The organism is Pleomorphomonas sp. JP5 (assembly GCF_023721815.1).
In the GTDB taxonomy this organism is placed as follows: Bacteria; Pseudomonadota; Alphaproteobacteria; order Rhizobiales; family Pleomorphomonadaceae; genus Pleomorphomonas.
Window position 1 is genome coordinate 539,954 of the sequence record NZ_JAMDLI010000007.1, and the last position, 14,637, is coordinate 554,590.

Sequence of the window (14,637 nt, forward strand, 5' to 3'; positions counted from 1 at the left end):
CGCTGCCGGCGATCCTTTCGAGGTGATCCGCGCGGGCCGGAGCCCGCGCGGACCGTCAAGAAGGGAAGGCACGCCTCGGAGGAGAGATGGGCGTGCCCGCCACCGTCAGGGCTGCGTCGGCCGGAGCTTGACCATCATGAGACGCGAGTTGCCCCAGTTCGGAACCGGATCGGTGTAGGGATCATCCGGGAACGTCGGGTAGCCCGTCCAGTAGGTGGTGTCCATCGAGGCGAACACGTTGTAGGACATCATCGGAATGGTGGGCATTTCCTTCACCACCAGCTTCAGATAGTCCATGCCGTAGTCCACGCCCTTGGGATCGTCGAAGCTGATCCCGCGGATGCCCTCGATGATCTTGTCGAGTTCCGGGCTCGACCAGCGCTGCCAGTTGCGCGCCGGCTGGACTTCTCCAGGCTTGGCCACGAAGCTGGAGTGCCAGCTGTCCAGGAAGAACGACATGTCGGCGTCGCCACCCCAGGTCTCGACGCTCCAGGCAATGGCCGCATCGAAGTCGCCGGCCTGCATCGGCTGCCAGGGATTGGTCGTCGGCAACGCTTTCGCGTCGATGCCGAACTGCTTCCACTGCTGGGTGATCAGCGTACCTGCGCGGGTGAACACCGAACGCGAGTCGCCTTCGACGGTCAGGCGAATCCGGAAGGGCTGGCCGTCCGGCTGCAGCCATTGATTGCCGGACTTCTTGAAGCCGGCTCTTTCAAGCAACTCGCCGGCCGCCTTCGGATTGGGCTTCCACCAGCCGTAGCCGAACTGGTTGTCGATCGCCGTCTGATCGGTCGGGATCTGGTCCTTGAACTTCGGCTGCTTGCGCAGCATGTCGGCGATCTGCGAGGGGATCGTCGGATCATAGGGCTTGATCTTGCTCTTGCCCGTATCGAGTTCGAAGTTCTTCAGCCACTCCTGCATCGGCGCCTGGTAGGTCGGCATCGCGACGCCGGTCGGAGGCACACCGATGGCCGACAGGGTTGCCGCGCCGCGGTAGCTTGCGAGGTCGATGGCCTTGATGTCCATCAGCAGGGCAAGGGCCCAGCGCACGTCGGCGTTGTCGAATGGCGCCTTCTGCGTATTGAAGATCACGGCCGGCAGGGTCGGATCGGGATGCGCATAGGGGAAGCCCTTGAACCAGGTGGCCAGCGACTTCGACTGTTCGACCAACGTGAACATGCCTTCCGGCGTGTTGTCGTGGATGATGTCGAGCTCGTGCTTCAGCTGGGCAATGGTCTTCTTGTCCGGCGGGCCACCGTCCACATAGGCGGCATACTTCGGGCCGGGCTCGCCGATGAGGCCGAGCGGCGTCCGCTGCCAGTCCTCACGCTTCTCCCAGATGTACCACTTGCCCTGCGGGTCGTAGTTCTTGAGCTTGTAGGCGCTGATCGAGATCGGGTTGGCGAAGTCGAACTTCAGCGGGTCCTCGACCTTTTCGAACACATGCTTGGGCATGATCCAGATGGCGTTCCAGCGCACTGTGAACAGGGCATGGAAGCGAGAGTTCGGCTTCTTCAGCTTGAAGACGACAGTGTAGGGATCGGTGGCCTTGATGCTGTCGACGCTGACGGCGAGAAGCGGGCTCCACACCATACCCGGATGGTCGATCTGGGTCTGCACGGTGTAGACGACGTCATCGGCGGTGAACTCGACGCCATCGCTCCAGTACATGCCCTTGCGCAGCTTCACCGTCATCTCGGAGAAGTCGGCGTTGTAGATCGGCTTTTCGGCAGCCAGCGAGTTGTACCACGGACCGTCGATGCCTTGATCGGGGTCGATGTACCAGAGAGTGTCCATGGTCAGCTGCTGCAGGCCGGTCGATAGGCCGCCGCCGCCGTTCACCCAGATGTTGAACCAGCCGGGGTTCTTGACGGTACCCTCCGGGTTCTCGATGATCACGGTCTCCTTGCGCGGCAGGTTGGATATATCCTGCGCCTGAGCCGTGCTGGCCAGAACCGCGAGTGCGGCGCCGGCAAGGAACGTTCTCCAAAGTTTCATGCGGTAAGTCCTCCCTCAACAATGCCCACGTTGCACGGTGCGTCGCCAAAGCGGCGAACCGCGTCCTCCAGACCAGCGGGATTTATCCTCCTTCTGCTCGCCGCCGGGCACGCGGCCACGTCGGCATGAGATCGGAACCGGCCGCCATTCCTCCGAAGGCGGCCTGTTGGTTCAAACCGATAGACGGATGACGTTGTAGGACAGCGGCGGCAGCTTGCTGCGGAGCGCGCCATCCTCGACGAGCGTCCCTCCAACCGTTTTCGGCACAACGTTGTCCGGGTTGGCAGCCGAATTGACGGCCTTGAGGTCGGGATGGGTCATCTGGATGTGCTCGACGACTCGCGCCGCCGGGAAGCCATGAAGCGCGGAGGTGAAGTCGAGCGTTTCAGTGAGGTGACGGTTCACCACGAAGAAAGTCAGGGCGTCGCCCTCGTTCGCACGGACCACCGACACGTCGAGATAGGGGATGTCGCTTCCGACGTCCGCAGTGTAGGTCGGCCCGTCGACGATGGTGCGCAGCGAGGTGCCTCGGCCGTAGAGGGACGCGAACAGGAAGGGATAGTAGATCGTCTGCTTCCAGGCCGGCCCACCGGTTTCCGTCATGATCGGGGCAATGACGTTCACCAACTGGGCGATGCAGGCGATCTTCACGCGATCGGCGCGGCGAATGAACGTGTTGAGCACGCTGCCGACCTGCAGCACGTCCTCGAAGTTGTAGATATCCTCCAGAAGATGGGGGGCGTCTGGCCAGTCGTCTCCTTCAAGGATCTTCTTGTCTTGCTCGTTGCTGTGATACCAGACGTTCCATTCGTCGAATGAAATGGTGACGTTCTTTTTGGAACGCTTCTTCGCCTTGATATAGTCAATCACGCCGGAGACCGACTGAATATACCTGTCGAGCGTTTCGGTCTGGGCGAGGTAATTCAGTGTGTTGTTCTCTTTGTTGGCAAAATACATATGCAAGGAGAGATGGTCGATCGTGTCGTAGGTGTGGTCGAGAACGGTCGCTTCCCAATCCGGGAAGGTCGGCATGTTGGAGCTGGAGGAGCCGCAGACCACAAGTTCCACCGACTTGTCGAACAGGCGCATCGCCTTGGCGGTCTCGTTGGCGAGTTTGCCGTACTCGTCGGCCGACTTGTGGCCAACCTGCCAAGGGCCGTCCATCTCGTTGCCGATGCACCAGAGCTTGACGTTGTGCGGATCCTTCCAACCGTGCTGGCGACGCAGGTCGCTCCAGTAGGACCCGCCCGGATGGTTGCAGTACTCGATGAAGTTGCGGGCAGCGTCGAGGCCGCGCGAGCCGAGATTGACGGCCAGCATCGGCTTGGTGCCGGCCTTCTTGCACCAGTCGACGAACTCGTTGACGCCGATATGGTTGTTGTCGCGGGTGCGCCAGGCAAGGTCGAGGCGGGTCGGGCGACTTTCCCTCGGGCCGACGCCGTCCTCCCAGTTGTAGGCCGAAACGAAGTTGCCTCCCGGATATCGCACATAGGGTGTCCGGATGGCGCGCACGAGGTCCAGAACGTCGCCTCGGAAGCCGTCGGCATCGGCTGTCGGATGCCCGGGCTCGTAGATGCCGGTGTAGATGGCGCGCCCCAAGTGCTCCAGGAAGGAGCTGTAGACACGGTCGTCGACCTGGGAAATCGTGAAATCCCGGTGGATGGTCACATTCGCTTTCACGTCGGCCCTCATACCCGCTGTAGTTTATATTATGTTTTATGGTACATAACGGGCAGTATGTTTCGGACCTGGAGGGTTGTCAATTGGCCTATGGCTGCTCGCGACCAAAGGCTGAACCAGGGGCCGGCGGGCAATAATAAGGTGTATCTTGTAGCGAGGGCTAGCGTATCTGATATAGATCAGTGAGTAGCTGGCTGAGATCCGTGCGAATTTTTGGAGCAGGATAATAGTGTAGAGGTAGATGAAATCTATTTTTCGGATCTATACAGGCGCATGACGATATCCTGGTCGTAGTTTCCAAAGCCGCGACCGAATATATTTATGCCACCTGGATGCTTTGCTTCATCGGAAATGCCGATCCGCATGCGGATGGAGTGGTGGTTATCGAGGCCGAGGTCGGCCAACTTCACATCGGAAATCCTGATACCGTCTATGAACGTCCCGCGTTCCGAGATCGTCCAGGTCTTGAGCTTGCCGTATTGGGAGCCCTCGAGCTTCCACCAGCGTGGTGTGTATACGCCGCGCTTATCACCATAATCGCCCGGCGAAGTCCAGGTGCCGACCAAAGCGTTGTTGACCCAGAGCGTGATATCGGACGGCCAGTCCGCGTTGGTGCCCGGCACTTCCGACGACAGCTCCATCGAGAATTCGACGGCGCTGATCTCTTCATTCAAGACTTTGGCATTGTTCGGAAATTTATACTCGACATAGCCTCTGCCGAACCAGATCAGGCCAGCCTGCATGCGGTTGGGGTCGAGAAAGAAGTTCGGCACGTCGAGAAGGCCGATGACGCCGTCGTTCGAACAGAGACCGCAAGGCGCGCGAACGTCGCAGCTGGTATAGAGGCCGATCGGCATCGACACCTCGATCGTCTCGTCACGCGGCAGCTCGCCCGGATCATCAAACCTGATAACGATCTCGTCGTAGCGCGCCGAACAGATTTTCTGGTGTCCCTTCTTGGCCTTTACCGTCTTGGTGTCGATCAGCTCCGCTTCCTCGAGTGCTTGCACCGACATGGCGACAGTCGACTGCGGCAATGACAGTTCAGCACTGATTTCATTGACATTCATTGGCCCCTTGCCATGCAGGAGGCGAAGAATGTCGAGCCGTGTCGGCGAGGCTATCCCCTTGAGCGTGGCGTGGCTGTCGGCGGCGTGCAGCGTAAGGAAGTTTCTGTTCAAGGGGTTCACTCGAAAGCAAGGTCTTTCTTTTCATATCATCAATCGTGATAGAGTCTATTGCAAATCATCGCGTGCTACGGTCCGTTGGTCGTGGTCCGACCGGGGGGCGAGTTCGTCCGGCTAGTGGCGCGACTACGGATCGACAGGATCGGCAGGGTCCGCTAGAGGACCCTCGGTCAGGCTGAGCCGGCCTGCTCGACGAGCGGTTGCTTCGGCGGAGGAAGCCGGCGCGCTCGCTTGGTGGCCGGGTGTTTCGGTCCAGTCGGCGAATGCTCCAGGTCGGCTGGGGGAATGTCGAGGGGAGGGCGCCCACAGAAGGCGCGGTTTGCCCTCTGGCGCTACGGGAGAAAGACATGCCCTATCGGATGATCGCCCTCGATCTCGACGGCACGCTCCTCGATCCGGAAGGGCGCATCCGTCCGAGCACGATCGCTGCGCTTGGGGCTGCGAAGGAACGGGGACTTGAGGTGGTTTTGGTCACTGGCCGCCATCACTCGGTGACCCGCCCTTATTTTGAGGAGCTGAGGCTCTCCGGACCGGCCATCTGCTGCAACGGCACCTATGTCTACGATTTTCCAGCCGAGCGCGTCGTGAGTGGTGAGCCATTTGATCTCGCCGACGCGCGCCGCCTCGTCGCATCCTGCCGCCGGCACCGCGTCGACATGCTGGTCTATCTGGACGACGTCATGCTCTACGAAGTGCCGACGCCGCATCTTCAAAAGCTCGGCGCCTGGATCGACGGTCTGTCGACCCGTCCAAAGCCGGAGCTGCGGCGGATTGAGTCGGTGGAGGCGGTTCTCGATACCGTTCCCAATGTCTGGAAGTTCGTGGTCACCCACTCGGATGCCGGCCGACTGGCCGACTGGTATGCGGAAGCCGAGGCTATGCCGGCTTACGGCATCGAGTATTCCTGGCACGACCGCATCGATGTGATGCCGGCAGGACGCAGCAAGGGTAGCCGTCTTGTCTCCTGGGCTGCCGAGCGCGGGGTCGATGCGGACGACATCGTCGCCTTTGGGGACAACTTCAACGACCTGGGCATGCTGACTGGCGTTGGTCTCGGCATAGCCATGGGCAACGCCCCTGACGCGGTCAAGGCAAAGGCGGCCGAGGTGATTGGCGCCAACGACACCGATGCCATCGCGAGGCGCATCGAAAGTCTGCTTCGTGTCTGAACTGCCTGCCACGGCGTTGGGCATGCCTGCCTATTGACCATTCCATAGTGGGTGGTTACGACTTTCCTTTCAGAAACAAGGCCTCACGTCGCTCGTCGAGGCTTGGCACACGCTCCATTGGTCGAATGGCGTGGGCGCTCATGCCTCGTCATCGGCGGGGATATGATATGAAATCGGCAGCTCCGTGGCTCCTTGCCGGCTGCACTGGGCGACCAAAGGTGGAGAAACCACCGATATATATGAAAAGGGGAATACTGAGATGAGCATGCCAATCCTGGGAAAGAACCTGAGATATCTCTCCGCCGGGGCTGCGATGGCGGTCTTCTTCGCATTGAGCGGCCCGTCCTTTGCTGTCACGCCTGCTGATACGCTGGTCGAGGGCTTCGCCATCGACGACATCATCAGCCTCGATCCCGGCGAGGCTTTCGAGCTTTCCACCGCTGAGGTTACCGGCAACTCCTACTCTCTTCTTGTCCGGCTCGATCTGGACGACACGACCCAGGTCAAGGACGATATCGCCGACAGCTGGACGGTTTCCGATGACGGTCTCACCTACACATTCAAGCTGAAGCCCGACCTGAAGTTTGCTTCCGGCAACCCGATCACTGCCGATGATGTCGTCTTTTCGGTCGAGCGGCTGATCAAGATGGACAAGAGCCCGGCCTTCCTGTTCGGGCAGTTCGGACTGACCGGCGATAACGTGACCGAGAAGGTCAAGGCGGTCGATCCGCTCACCGTCAGCTTCACCGTCGACAAGTCCTATGCCACGTCCTTCGTGCTCAACGTCCTGACCTCGACAGCCGGCGCGGTGCTCGACAAGAAACTGGTCAAGGAGCACGCCAAGGCGGTGACGCCGTCCGACGAGTACAAGTGGGATACCGATTTCGGCAACGACTGGCTCAAGACCAACTCGGCCGGCTCCGGGCCGTTCAAGGTCATCACCTGGAAGGCCAACGAAGCCGTCGTTCTCGAGCGCAACGACCAGTATTTCGGCGAACCTGCCAAGATGAAGCGGGTGATCTATCGCCACATGAAGGAAAGCGCCGGCCAGCGCCTGGCGCTTGAGAACGGCGATATCGACGTCGCCCGCAACCTTGAGCCGGGTGACTTCGAAGCGGCGACCGCCAATCCCGATCTCGACACGATTTCGGCCCCCAAGGGCACAGTCTACTACATCTCCCTCAACCAGAAGAACCCCAACCTCTCCAAGCCCGAGGTGATCGAGGCTTTCAAGTATCTGGTGGACTACGACGCCATCGGCGCCACCCTGATCAAGGGCATTGGCGAGATTCACCAGTCCTTCCTGCCGAAGGGACAACTGGGTTCCATCGACGACAAGCCCTACACGTTCGACGTTGCCAAGGCCAAGGATCTGCTCGCCAAGGCCGGCCTCGCCGACGGTTTCACTGTCTCCATGGACACCCGCAACACGCAGCCGGTGACCGGCATTGCGGAAAACTTCCAGCAGACCCTGGCGCAAGCCGGCGTCAAGCTGGAAATCATCCCCGGCGACGGCAAGCAGACCCTCACCAAATACCGTGCTCGCCAACACGACATGTACATCGGCCAGTGGGGTTCGGACTATTTCGATCCAAACTCGAACGCCGAAACCTTCACGGCCAATCCGGACAACTCCGACGAAGGCAAGGTGAAGACGCTCGCCTGGCGCAATGCCTGGGATCCCAAGGACCTCGACGCCGAAACCAAGGCGGCGTTGCTTGAGAAGGATTCGGCCAAGCGTGCGGCCATGTATCAGGACTTGCAGCGCAAGGTGCTCGAGAGTGGGCCGTTCGTCGTGATCTATCAGCAGATCGAGGTCGCCGCCTATTCGTCCAAGCTGAAGGGCTTCAGGCTCGGTCCTTCCTACGACACGAACCTGGTTGCTCCCATCTCCAAGGAATGAATGCAGGCTCCGCCTTCCTCGGGAGGCGGAGCTTCTTCCATCCTTGCAAGTGAGGAGCGGTCCAACTCGTGTTTCATTCGAGCGCCAAGCGAACCGTGGGGCTAAGGCGCGCCCGCGGCATCATGGTCAACATCGGCCGGTTCGCCGTCATGTTGGCGACCACCTATCTCGGCCTGCTCGCTGTCACCTTTTTCATCGGCCGTGTCGTTCCCATCGATCCGGTGCTGGCGATCGTCGGCGATCGTGCTCCGGCGTCGGTCGTCGAGCGCGTCCGAGAGGAAATGGGCTTCAATCTGCCGCTCTGGCGTCAGTTCGTCCTCTACCTACAGCAAGCCCTGACCGGTGATTTCGGCACCTCGGTCCTGACCACCAATCCGGTGATGGAAGACATCATCCGGGTGTTTCCGGCGACGCTTGAACTTGCCACGGTCGGCACGCTGATCGGCGCGGGGCTCGGCGTGCCGCTCGGCGTCGTCGCCGCCGTCCGGCGCGGGTCGATCGCCGACCAGATCGTCCGCATCGTCGGACTCATCGGTTACTCCGTACCGATCTTCTGGTTGGGGCTGCTGTCGCTTCTGCTGTTCTATGCCAAGCTGAAATGGGTCGCCTATCCCGGCCGCCTCGACGTCGCCTATGAGTACACCTTTGTTCCGATCACCGGCCTCTACCTCTTCGATGCCGCGTGGACGCGGCAATGGGACGTCCTTTGGGATGCCTTTCGCCACATCATCCTTCCCGGCTCGCTGCTTGGCTACTTCTCGCTCGCCTACATCAGCCGCATGACGCGCTCCTTCATGCTCAACGAGCTCGGACAGGAGTATATAGTCGCCGCGCGCGCCAAAGGGCTCAGCGAGCGTCGGATCGTCTGGTTCCACGCGCTCCGCAATGCCGCCGTGCCGCTCGTCACCGTCATCGCCCTGTCCTATGCCGGCCTGCTCGAGGGATCGGTCCTGACCGAAACGGTGTTCTCCTGGCCGGGCATCGGCCTCTACATCACCAACTCCTTGCAGAACGCCGACATGAACGCCGTCCTAGGCGGCACCATCGTCATCGGCTCGGTGTTCATCACCATCAACATGCTGTCCGACCTGCTCTATCGGCTGCTCGACCCGAGGACTCGCGCAAGATGACCGATCCCTCGTCACCGGCGTCCTCGACGACGTCGAATGAAAGCTGGCGCGAGTGGCTGCTCACGGCCGAGCCGCATTCCCGCAATCAGGCAAGGCTCGGTCGCGCCTACGTCACATGGCGGCGCTTTTCGGAAAACCGTCTCGCCGTCGCCGGACTTCTGATCATCCTCGCCCTGGTGCTGGTCGCCGTCTTCGCCGATCTACTGGCGCCGCGTTCGGCGACCATCGGCGACCTGGCCGGCGCCCGCTTGCTGCCTCCGGGCTCGCCCGGCTTCCTGCTCGGGACCGACGACCAGGGCCGCGACATCCTGTCCCGTCTTCTCATAGGGTCGCGGATCACGCTCGCCGTGGTGGCGCTGGTCGCCATCATCGCCGCCCCGGTCGGCCTCTTGATCGGCACCGTCTCCGGCTTCGCCGGTGGCTATGTCGATGCAGTGCTGATGCGCATCACCGATATCTTCCTGGCCTTCCCGAAGCTGATCCTGGCGCTGGCCTTCGTGGCCGCTCTCGGGCCGGGTATCGAGAACGCGGTTATCGCCATCGCACTCACATCGTGGCCGCCCTATGCCCGCCTCGCTCGCGCCGAAACGCTGGGCGTCAGAAACTCCGACTACATCGCCGCCGTCCGTCTGATGGGGGCCTCGCCAACCCGCATCGTCCTCCGGCACATCATGCCGATGTGTCTTTCCTCGCTGATCGTTCGCGTTACGCTCGATATGGCCGGCATCATCCTGACGGCGGCCGGCCTCGGCTTCCTGGGTCTTGGCGCCCAGCCGCCTCTGCCGGAGTGGGGCACGATGATCGCATCGGGCCGCCGTTTCATCCTTGACCAGTGGTGGGTAGCGACCATGCCCGGCATCGCCATTCTGATCGTCAGCCTCGGCTTCAATCTGCTCGGCGACGGATTGCGCGACGCACTCGATCCACGGGGGGCTGGCCGATGAAGCCGCTGCTGACCGTTAGCAACCTGTCGGTCACCTATCCGACACGCACCGGCGTCGTCGAGGCGGTGCGCGGCCTGTCCTTCGAGCTCGGGCGGGAGAGGCTCGGCATCGTCGGCGAAAGTGGCTCGGGCAAGTCGCAGACTGGCCGCGCCATCATGGGGCTGACGCCGCCTCCCGGCATCGTTCGCGCGGACGCGCTGTCTTTTTCCGGCGTCGATCTCCTGGCAGCCACTCCGTCCACCTGGCGCGACATGCGCGGCAGCCGCATGGCGATGATCCTGCAGGATCCCAAGTTCTCGCTCAATCCGGTGATGACCATCGGCCGCCAGATCACCGAAACGCTGCGCCAGCATGAGACCATCTCGAAAGGTGAGGCGCGGCGTCGTGCCCTGGAGATGCTCAAGGCGGTGCAGATCGAAGATCCGGAGCGGGTTTTCGCCCTCTATCCACACGAGGTGTCGGGCGGCATGGGGCAGCGGGCGATGATCGCCATGATGCTGGTCTGTGGCCCCGAGCTGCTGATTGCCGACGAGCCGACCTCGGCGCTCGACGTCACCGTGCAGCTCGAAGTGCTCGGCATTCTCGATCGTCTGGTGCGGGACAAGGGCATGGGCCTTATCTTCATTAGCCACGATCTCCGCCTGGTCTCTTCCTTCTGCGATCGGGTACTGGTGATGTATGCCGGCCGGATCGTCGAGGAACTGGCCACCGCCGATCTCGCCGGCGCCAAGCATCCCTACACGCGTGGTCTGCTCGACTGCACGCCGAAGATCGGCGAGAGCCGGCATCCCTTGCCGGTGCTCGAGCGACAGAAGGAGTGGGCGGCGTGACCATCCGCATCGAAAACCTGTCGGTGACCTTTGACGACTTTCAGGCGCTGAAGTCGGTGAGCGTTACCGTCGGCAAGGGCGAGTCCTTCGGTCTTGTTGGCGAGAGCGGATCGGGCAAGTCGACGCTGTTGCGCGCTGTCGCCGGCCTTGCGACGGTCAGCGCCGGCACCATCGAGGTGAACGGCGAGGCGCTGTCGGGTAGCCGGCGTAGTCGTGCCTTTCGCCGCGCGGTGCAGATGGTTTTCCAGGATCCCTACGCATCGCTGCATCCGCGCCAGACCGTCGATCGGCAACTGCTGGAGCCGCTCGCCATTCATGGCATCGGCGACGGCGAACGGCGGATCCTGAAGGCGCTCGACGAGGTTGGCCTCGGATCGTCCTTCCGCTTCCGCTACCCGCACCAGCTGTCCGGCGGCCAGCGCCAGCGTGTCGCCATCGCTCGCGCCCTGATCGTCGAGCCCGAGATTCTGCTGCTCGACGAGCCGACTTCGGCGCTCGACGCCTCGGTGCAGGCCGAAGTGTTGAACCTCCTGGAGGAGGTGCGCGGTCGCCATGGCCTCACCTATGTCATGGTCAGCCATGATCTTGGCGTCGTTACGCACATGTGCGGCCGCCTCGCTGTCATGAAAAGCGGCGAGGTGGTGGAAACGCTCGCCGCGACCGATCTTGCCGGTGGCAGGATGGTGTCCGACTACACCCGGCGGCTGATGGTGGCGAGCAAGGGCTTTACGCGCGAGACGGAGCCGGGCTAGCCCCACGCTTTCTTTACCGGCGGCAGGTGAGGATTTACCAATGGCGAGTCGCCGATTGGAGTTCTTCCTCGTGGAAACCGACCTCTACCTGCCCGTCAAACGCCACCTCGAAAGCCTTGGCCTGTCCGTCAAGGGGGAGGTGAAGGGATGCGACCTCGTCGGTCTGTCCGATGGCGAGCCCGAGTTGGTGGTGATCGGCGAACTCAAGCGCGCCTTCACCCTGGAGCTGGTTCTGCAAGCCGTTGATCGCACGGCGGCGGCTGACGAGGTGTGGCTCGCGATCGGCGCTTCCATACGCGGTCGTGGCCGCGAGGGCGATCCGCGCGTCAGGAAGCTATGCCGTTTCCTGGGCTTCGGCCTGATCGCCGTCACATCCACCGGCCTGATTGAGGTGATTGTCGAGCCAGTGCCCTGGAAGCCACGCCGCGACGGCCGCCGCCGCTCGCGCATCGTCGACGAGTTTCGCCGCCGCAAGGGGGACCCCATCTTGGGTGGCTCGACGCGCCTTCCGCAGATGACCGCATATCGCCAGCAGGCACTTGTCGTTGCCCGGGCCTTGCGCGATGGGCCGCAGAGGCCACGTGATCTCAAGCCGATCGCTCCCGACGCGGCGAAGATCCTCCAGGCCGATGTCTACGGTTGGTTCGAGCGGGTCGAGCGCGGCGTTTACCGCCTGACCGACAGTGGCGGTGCGGCGCTCGTTGCATGGGCAGCCTACCTGCCGGCCGAGGAGCCAGCGGCCGCTTAGCTCACGGCAATGTGTAACGTTCAAACATCGGGCAGATATGGCGGTTTTCCAAGGCGATGCCATATTTCCCTGACCCGTCGGTGCATCGGAGCGACCTGCCTCAATGAATCCCTACTACGATCCCGCCAAGACCCACCATACGCCGGAGGGGTTCCACGACCCGGATGTGGAAGCCGGTCGCGCGACCCTTCGTGACATATGGGAGTGGAAGCGCGAGGCGCGGCGTGAGGGCAAGCCGCATCCGCCGAAAAGCCCGACGCCAAGGGTGGATCCGAATCTCGCGCGCATCGCCGGTCCGGAGACCTCCGCCACCTTCATTGGCCACTCCACCGTCTTGCTCCGCATCGGCGGCCTTACGGTGATGACCGATCCCGTTTTCAGCAAGCGCGCATCGCCTTTCAGTTTTCTCGGTCCGAAGCGGTTCGTCCCGCCGGGCATTGCGCTCGACGATCTGCCGGCGATCGATGTCGTGCTCATTTCCCATGGGCACTACGATCACCTCGACCGATCCTCGGTGCGCCACATCAACCGGCGCTTCGGTGGTCGGACGCTGTTTGTCGTCCCGCTTGGCGTCGGTGCCTTGCTGCGGCGCTGGGGTATCGGCAACGTCATCGAACTCGATTGGTGGGAAAGCCACACCTATCGCGGCCTCGACATGACCTTGACGCCGGCCCGGCACTGGTCGGCCCGTAGCTTCAACGACCGGAACCGCATGCTTTGGGGCGCCTTCGCCATCTTCGCCGATGGCTTCTCTTGCTATTTTGCCGGCGATAGCGGCTATGGCGAGCATTTTAGCGAGACGCATGAGCGCCTGAAGCCGCGTGAGCGGAATGGCGTGCTGTTCGATCTGGCACTGATGCCGATTGGCGCCTATGAGCCGCGTCGCATCATGAAGGAGCACCACATGAATCCCGAGGAGGCGGTGCTCGCCCATCGGGACATTGGGGCGAGGCGGAGCATCGCCATCCATTGGGGTTGCTTCCAGCTCACCGACGAGGCGCTTGACGAACCGCCAGTGAGGCTTGCCAAGGCACGCGCCGAGGCGGGGCTGGCCGATGATGACTTCGTCGCCCTGCCGGTGGGTGGCTCGTGGTGGCGGCCGTCGGCCTGATCAATCGCCGATGACCGTGCCAAGCCGATTGAGCCGTGCGGGCAGAAGGCCAATGGTCTCTGCCGTCGCGTTGGCGAAGGCGAAGCGCAGATGGTCGTCCTGTCCGGGCCCAAAATAGCTGCCGGGCACGGTGACGATCCCGGCACGTCGGGCAAGCTTTTCCGCGACGCGTGCAGATGATACGCCGGCAAAGGGATGGCGGACGAAGGCGAAGTATGCGCCGACGGCGCCGATCTCCCAACCCGTCGTCTCGGCAATGGCGGCTTTCAGCGCGTTGGCGCGAAGGGTGATCTCGGCCCGGTTCGTCTCACGCCAGGTGCCGAGCCTCGGCAGTGCCTCCGCCACCGCGATCTGGCCGACGCGCGGGGCGCAAATCTGCAAGTTGTCCATGATCTTGGCGATCTCGGCCACGACAGTGTGGCTGGCCGTCACGGCGCCCAGGCGATATCCGGGAACGCAGAAGCTCTTCGAGAAGGAATAGAGCGAGATGAGCCCGTCGCCCCAGCCGGCGCGCAGGAAGAGGTCGTGTGGCCGCCTCGCCTCGGCGGGCAGGAAGTCTCGATAGGTCTCGTCCAGGATCAGCCAGATGCCGCGCCGGCGGCAGAGCTCCAGGATGTCGGCGAGAAGGGCCGGCGAATAGACGGCGCCGGTCGGGTTGTTGGGCGAGACGATGGCGAAAGCTCTGACGTCGGGCGCGATCGCTTTGTCGAGAGCGTCGAGGTCCGGCAGGAAGCCGTCCTCCGCCGGGCAGTCGACGAGACCGATGCCGATGCCGAACATGCGCAACGATGTCTCGTGGTTGAAATAGAACGGGTTGGACAGCAGTACGCGACTGCCCGGTTCCGCGACGGCCAGGGCGGCGCAGATGAAGGCCTGGTTGCAGCCGGCGGTAATGTGGATGTTGTCGGCCGCGATTGCCGCGCCATAGAGGGCGCTCTGGTCCGCCGCGAGCGCGTCGCGCAGGGTATGGTCCCCTTCGATCGGTCCATAGGCGGCCGTCGATGGATTGGCGGCCGCCGCCCTCAGGAGGGCAATCAGCTCGGGGTGCGGCGGATAACCCGGCACGGCCTGAGACAAATCGACCGTTGGGCCAAGGCTGCCGTCATAGGCACGCGCCCATGCCTGAACGGAGGGAATGGGCGGCGGAGCGAGATCGGCAACGAGCGGATTGAGACGCGGCATATC

12 protein-coding genes are annotated in these 14,637 nt (G+C 62.6%); 8 read left to right on the top strand and 4 right to left on the bottom strand.

Annotation, left to right across the window (positions count from 1 at the left end; genetic code table 11):
* Window positions 1–105: 105 nt before the first annotated feature.
* The 3 genes from M4J40_RS09540 to M4J40_RS09550 all read right to left on the bottom strand — a co-directional run bounded on the left by M4J40_RS09540 (window position 106) and on the right by M4J40_RS09550 (window position 4,859).
* Complete coding sequence (locus M4J40_RS09540) at window positions 106–1,998, bottom strand: ABC transporter substrate-binding protein (protein ID WP_251753853.1); 1,893 nt, start codon at window positions 1,996–1,998, stop codon at window positions 106–108.
* A gap of 171 nt (window positions 1,999–2,169) precedes the next feature.
* The gene (locus tag M4J40_RS09545) at window positions 2,170–3,678 is read right to left on the bottom strand and encodes an alpha-N-arabinofuranosidase (RefSeq protein ID WP_251753854.1); all 1,509 of its coding nucleotides are present in this window, start codon (window positions 3,676–3,678) and stop codon (window positions 2,170–2,172) included.
* Window positions 3,679–3,926: 248 nt separating this feature from the next.
* A complete protein-coding gene (locus M4J40_RS09550) occupies window positions 3,927–4,859 on the bottom strand; it encodes a transcriptional regulator (protein WP_251753855.1) in 933 nt (310 codons plus the stop codon).
* Between the two features lie 353 nt (window positions 4,860–5,212).
* Here M4J40_RS09550 and M4J40_RS09555 point away from each other — a divergent pair, with 353 nt between their 5' ends.
* From M4J40_RS09555 to M4J40_RS09590, 8 genes are all read left to right on the top strand, one after another.
* Window positions 5,213–6,034 carry a pyridoxal phosphatase gene (locus M4J40_RS09555; protein WP_251753856.1) on the top strand — a complete coding sequence of 274 codons (822 nt, stop codon included), beginning with the start codon at window positions 5,213–5,215 and terminating at the stop codon, window positions 6,032–6,034.
* Between the two features lie 259 nt (window positions 6,035–6,293).
* Window positions 6,294–7,937 carry an ABC transporter substrate-binding protein gene (locus M4J40_RS09560; RefSeq protein ID WP_251753857.1) on the top strand — a complete coding sequence of 548 codons (1,644 nt, stop codon included), beginning with the start codon at window positions 6,294–6,296 and terminating at the stop codon, window positions 7,935–7,937.
* Between the two features lie 122 nt (window positions 7,938–8,059).
* Window positions 8,060–9,067, top strand: coding sequence for an ABC transporter permease (locus M4J40_RS09565; protein WP_251754258.1), 1,008 nt, complete (start codon window positions 8,060–8,062; stop codon window positions 9,065–9,067).
* Window positions 9,064–10,011: an ABC transporter permease gene (locus M4J40_RS09570; protein WP_251753858.1), complete on the top strand. Its 948-nt coding sequence runs from the start codon at window positions 9,064–9,066 to the stop codon at window positions 10,009–10,011. The genes M4J40_RS09565 and M4J40_RS09570 overlap by 4 nt, the downstream gene beginning before the upstream one ends.
* Window positions 10,008–10,841, top strand: coding sequence for an ABC transporter ATP-binding protein (locus tag M4J40_RS09575; RefSeq protein ID WP_251753859.1), 834 nt, complete (start codon window positions 10,008–10,010; stop codon window positions 10,839–10,841). The genes M4J40_RS09570 and M4J40_RS09575 overlap by 4 nt, the downstream gene beginning before the upstream one ends.
* On the top strand, window positions 10,838–11,593 hold the full coding sequence (locus M4J40_RS09580; protein WP_251753860.1) for an ABC transporter ATP-binding protein: 756 nt from the start codon (window positions 10,838–10,840) through the stop codon (window positions 11,591–11,593). Before M4J40_RS09575 ends, M4J40_RS09580 begins: the two co-directional genes overlap by 4 nt.
* 70 nt (window positions 11,594–11,663) lie before the next feature.
* On the top strand, window positions 11,664–12,341 hold the full coding sequence (locus M4J40_RS09585; protein ID WP_251754259.1) for a DUF2161 family putative PD-(D/E)XK-type phosphodiesterase: 678 nt from the start codon (window positions 11,664–11,666) through the stop codon (window positions 12,339–12,341).
* A 103-nt stretch (window positions 12,342–12,444) separates the two neighbouring features.
* Window positions 12,445–13,452 (top strand): MBL fold metallo-hydrolase, encoded by a 1,008-nt coding sequence (locus tag M4J40_RS09590; RefSeq protein ID WP_251753861.1) that lies wholly within the window; start codon window positions 12,445–12,447, stop codon window positions 13,450–13,452.
* Here the strand turns inward: M4J40_RS09590 and M4J40_RS09595 are convergent, their stop codons facing one another.
* Complete coding sequence (locus M4J40_RS09595; RefSeq protein ID WP_251753862.1) at window positions 13,453–14,634, bottom strand: aminotransferase; 1,182 nt, start codon at window positions 14,632–14,634, stop codon at window positions 13,453–13,455. It lies immediately after the preceding gene.
* Window positions 14,635–14,637 lie beyond the last annotated feature (3 nt).

Bases quoted from the DNA above. Each gene is read 5' to 3' on its own strand.
- M4J40_RS09540 (WP_251753853.1), bottom strand. From the start codon at position 1,998: ATGAAACTTTGGAGAACGTTCCTTGCCGGCGCCGCACTCGCGGTTCTG.
- M4J40_RS09555 (WP_251753856.1), top strand. From the start codon at position 5,213: ATGCCCTATCGGATGATCGCCCTCGATCTCGACGGCACGCTCCTCGAT.
- M4J40_RS09560 (WP_251753857.1), top strand. From the start codon at position 6,294: ATGAGCATGCCAATCCTGGGAAAGAACCTGAGATATCTCTCCGCCGGG.
- M4J40_RS09565 (WP_251754258.1), top strand. From the start codon at position 8,060: ATGGTCAACATCGGCCGGTTCGCCGTCATGTTGGCGACCACCTATCTC.
- M4J40_RS09570 (WP_251753858.1), top strand. From the start codon at position 9,064: ATGACCGATCCCTCGTCACCGGCGTCCTCGACGACGTCGAATGAAAGC.
- M4J40_RS09575 (WP_251753859.1), top strand. From the start codon at position 10,008: ATGAAGCCGCTGCTGACCGTTAGCAACCTGTCGGTCACCTATCCGACA.
- M4J40_RS09590 (WP_251753861.1), top strand. From the start codon at position 12,445: ATGAATCCCTACTACGATCCCGCCAAGACCCACCATACGCCGGAGGGG.
- M4J40_RS09595 (WP_251753862.1), bottom strand. From the start codon at position 14,634: ATGCCGCGTCTCAATCCGCTCGTTGCCGATCTCGCTCCGCCGCCCATT.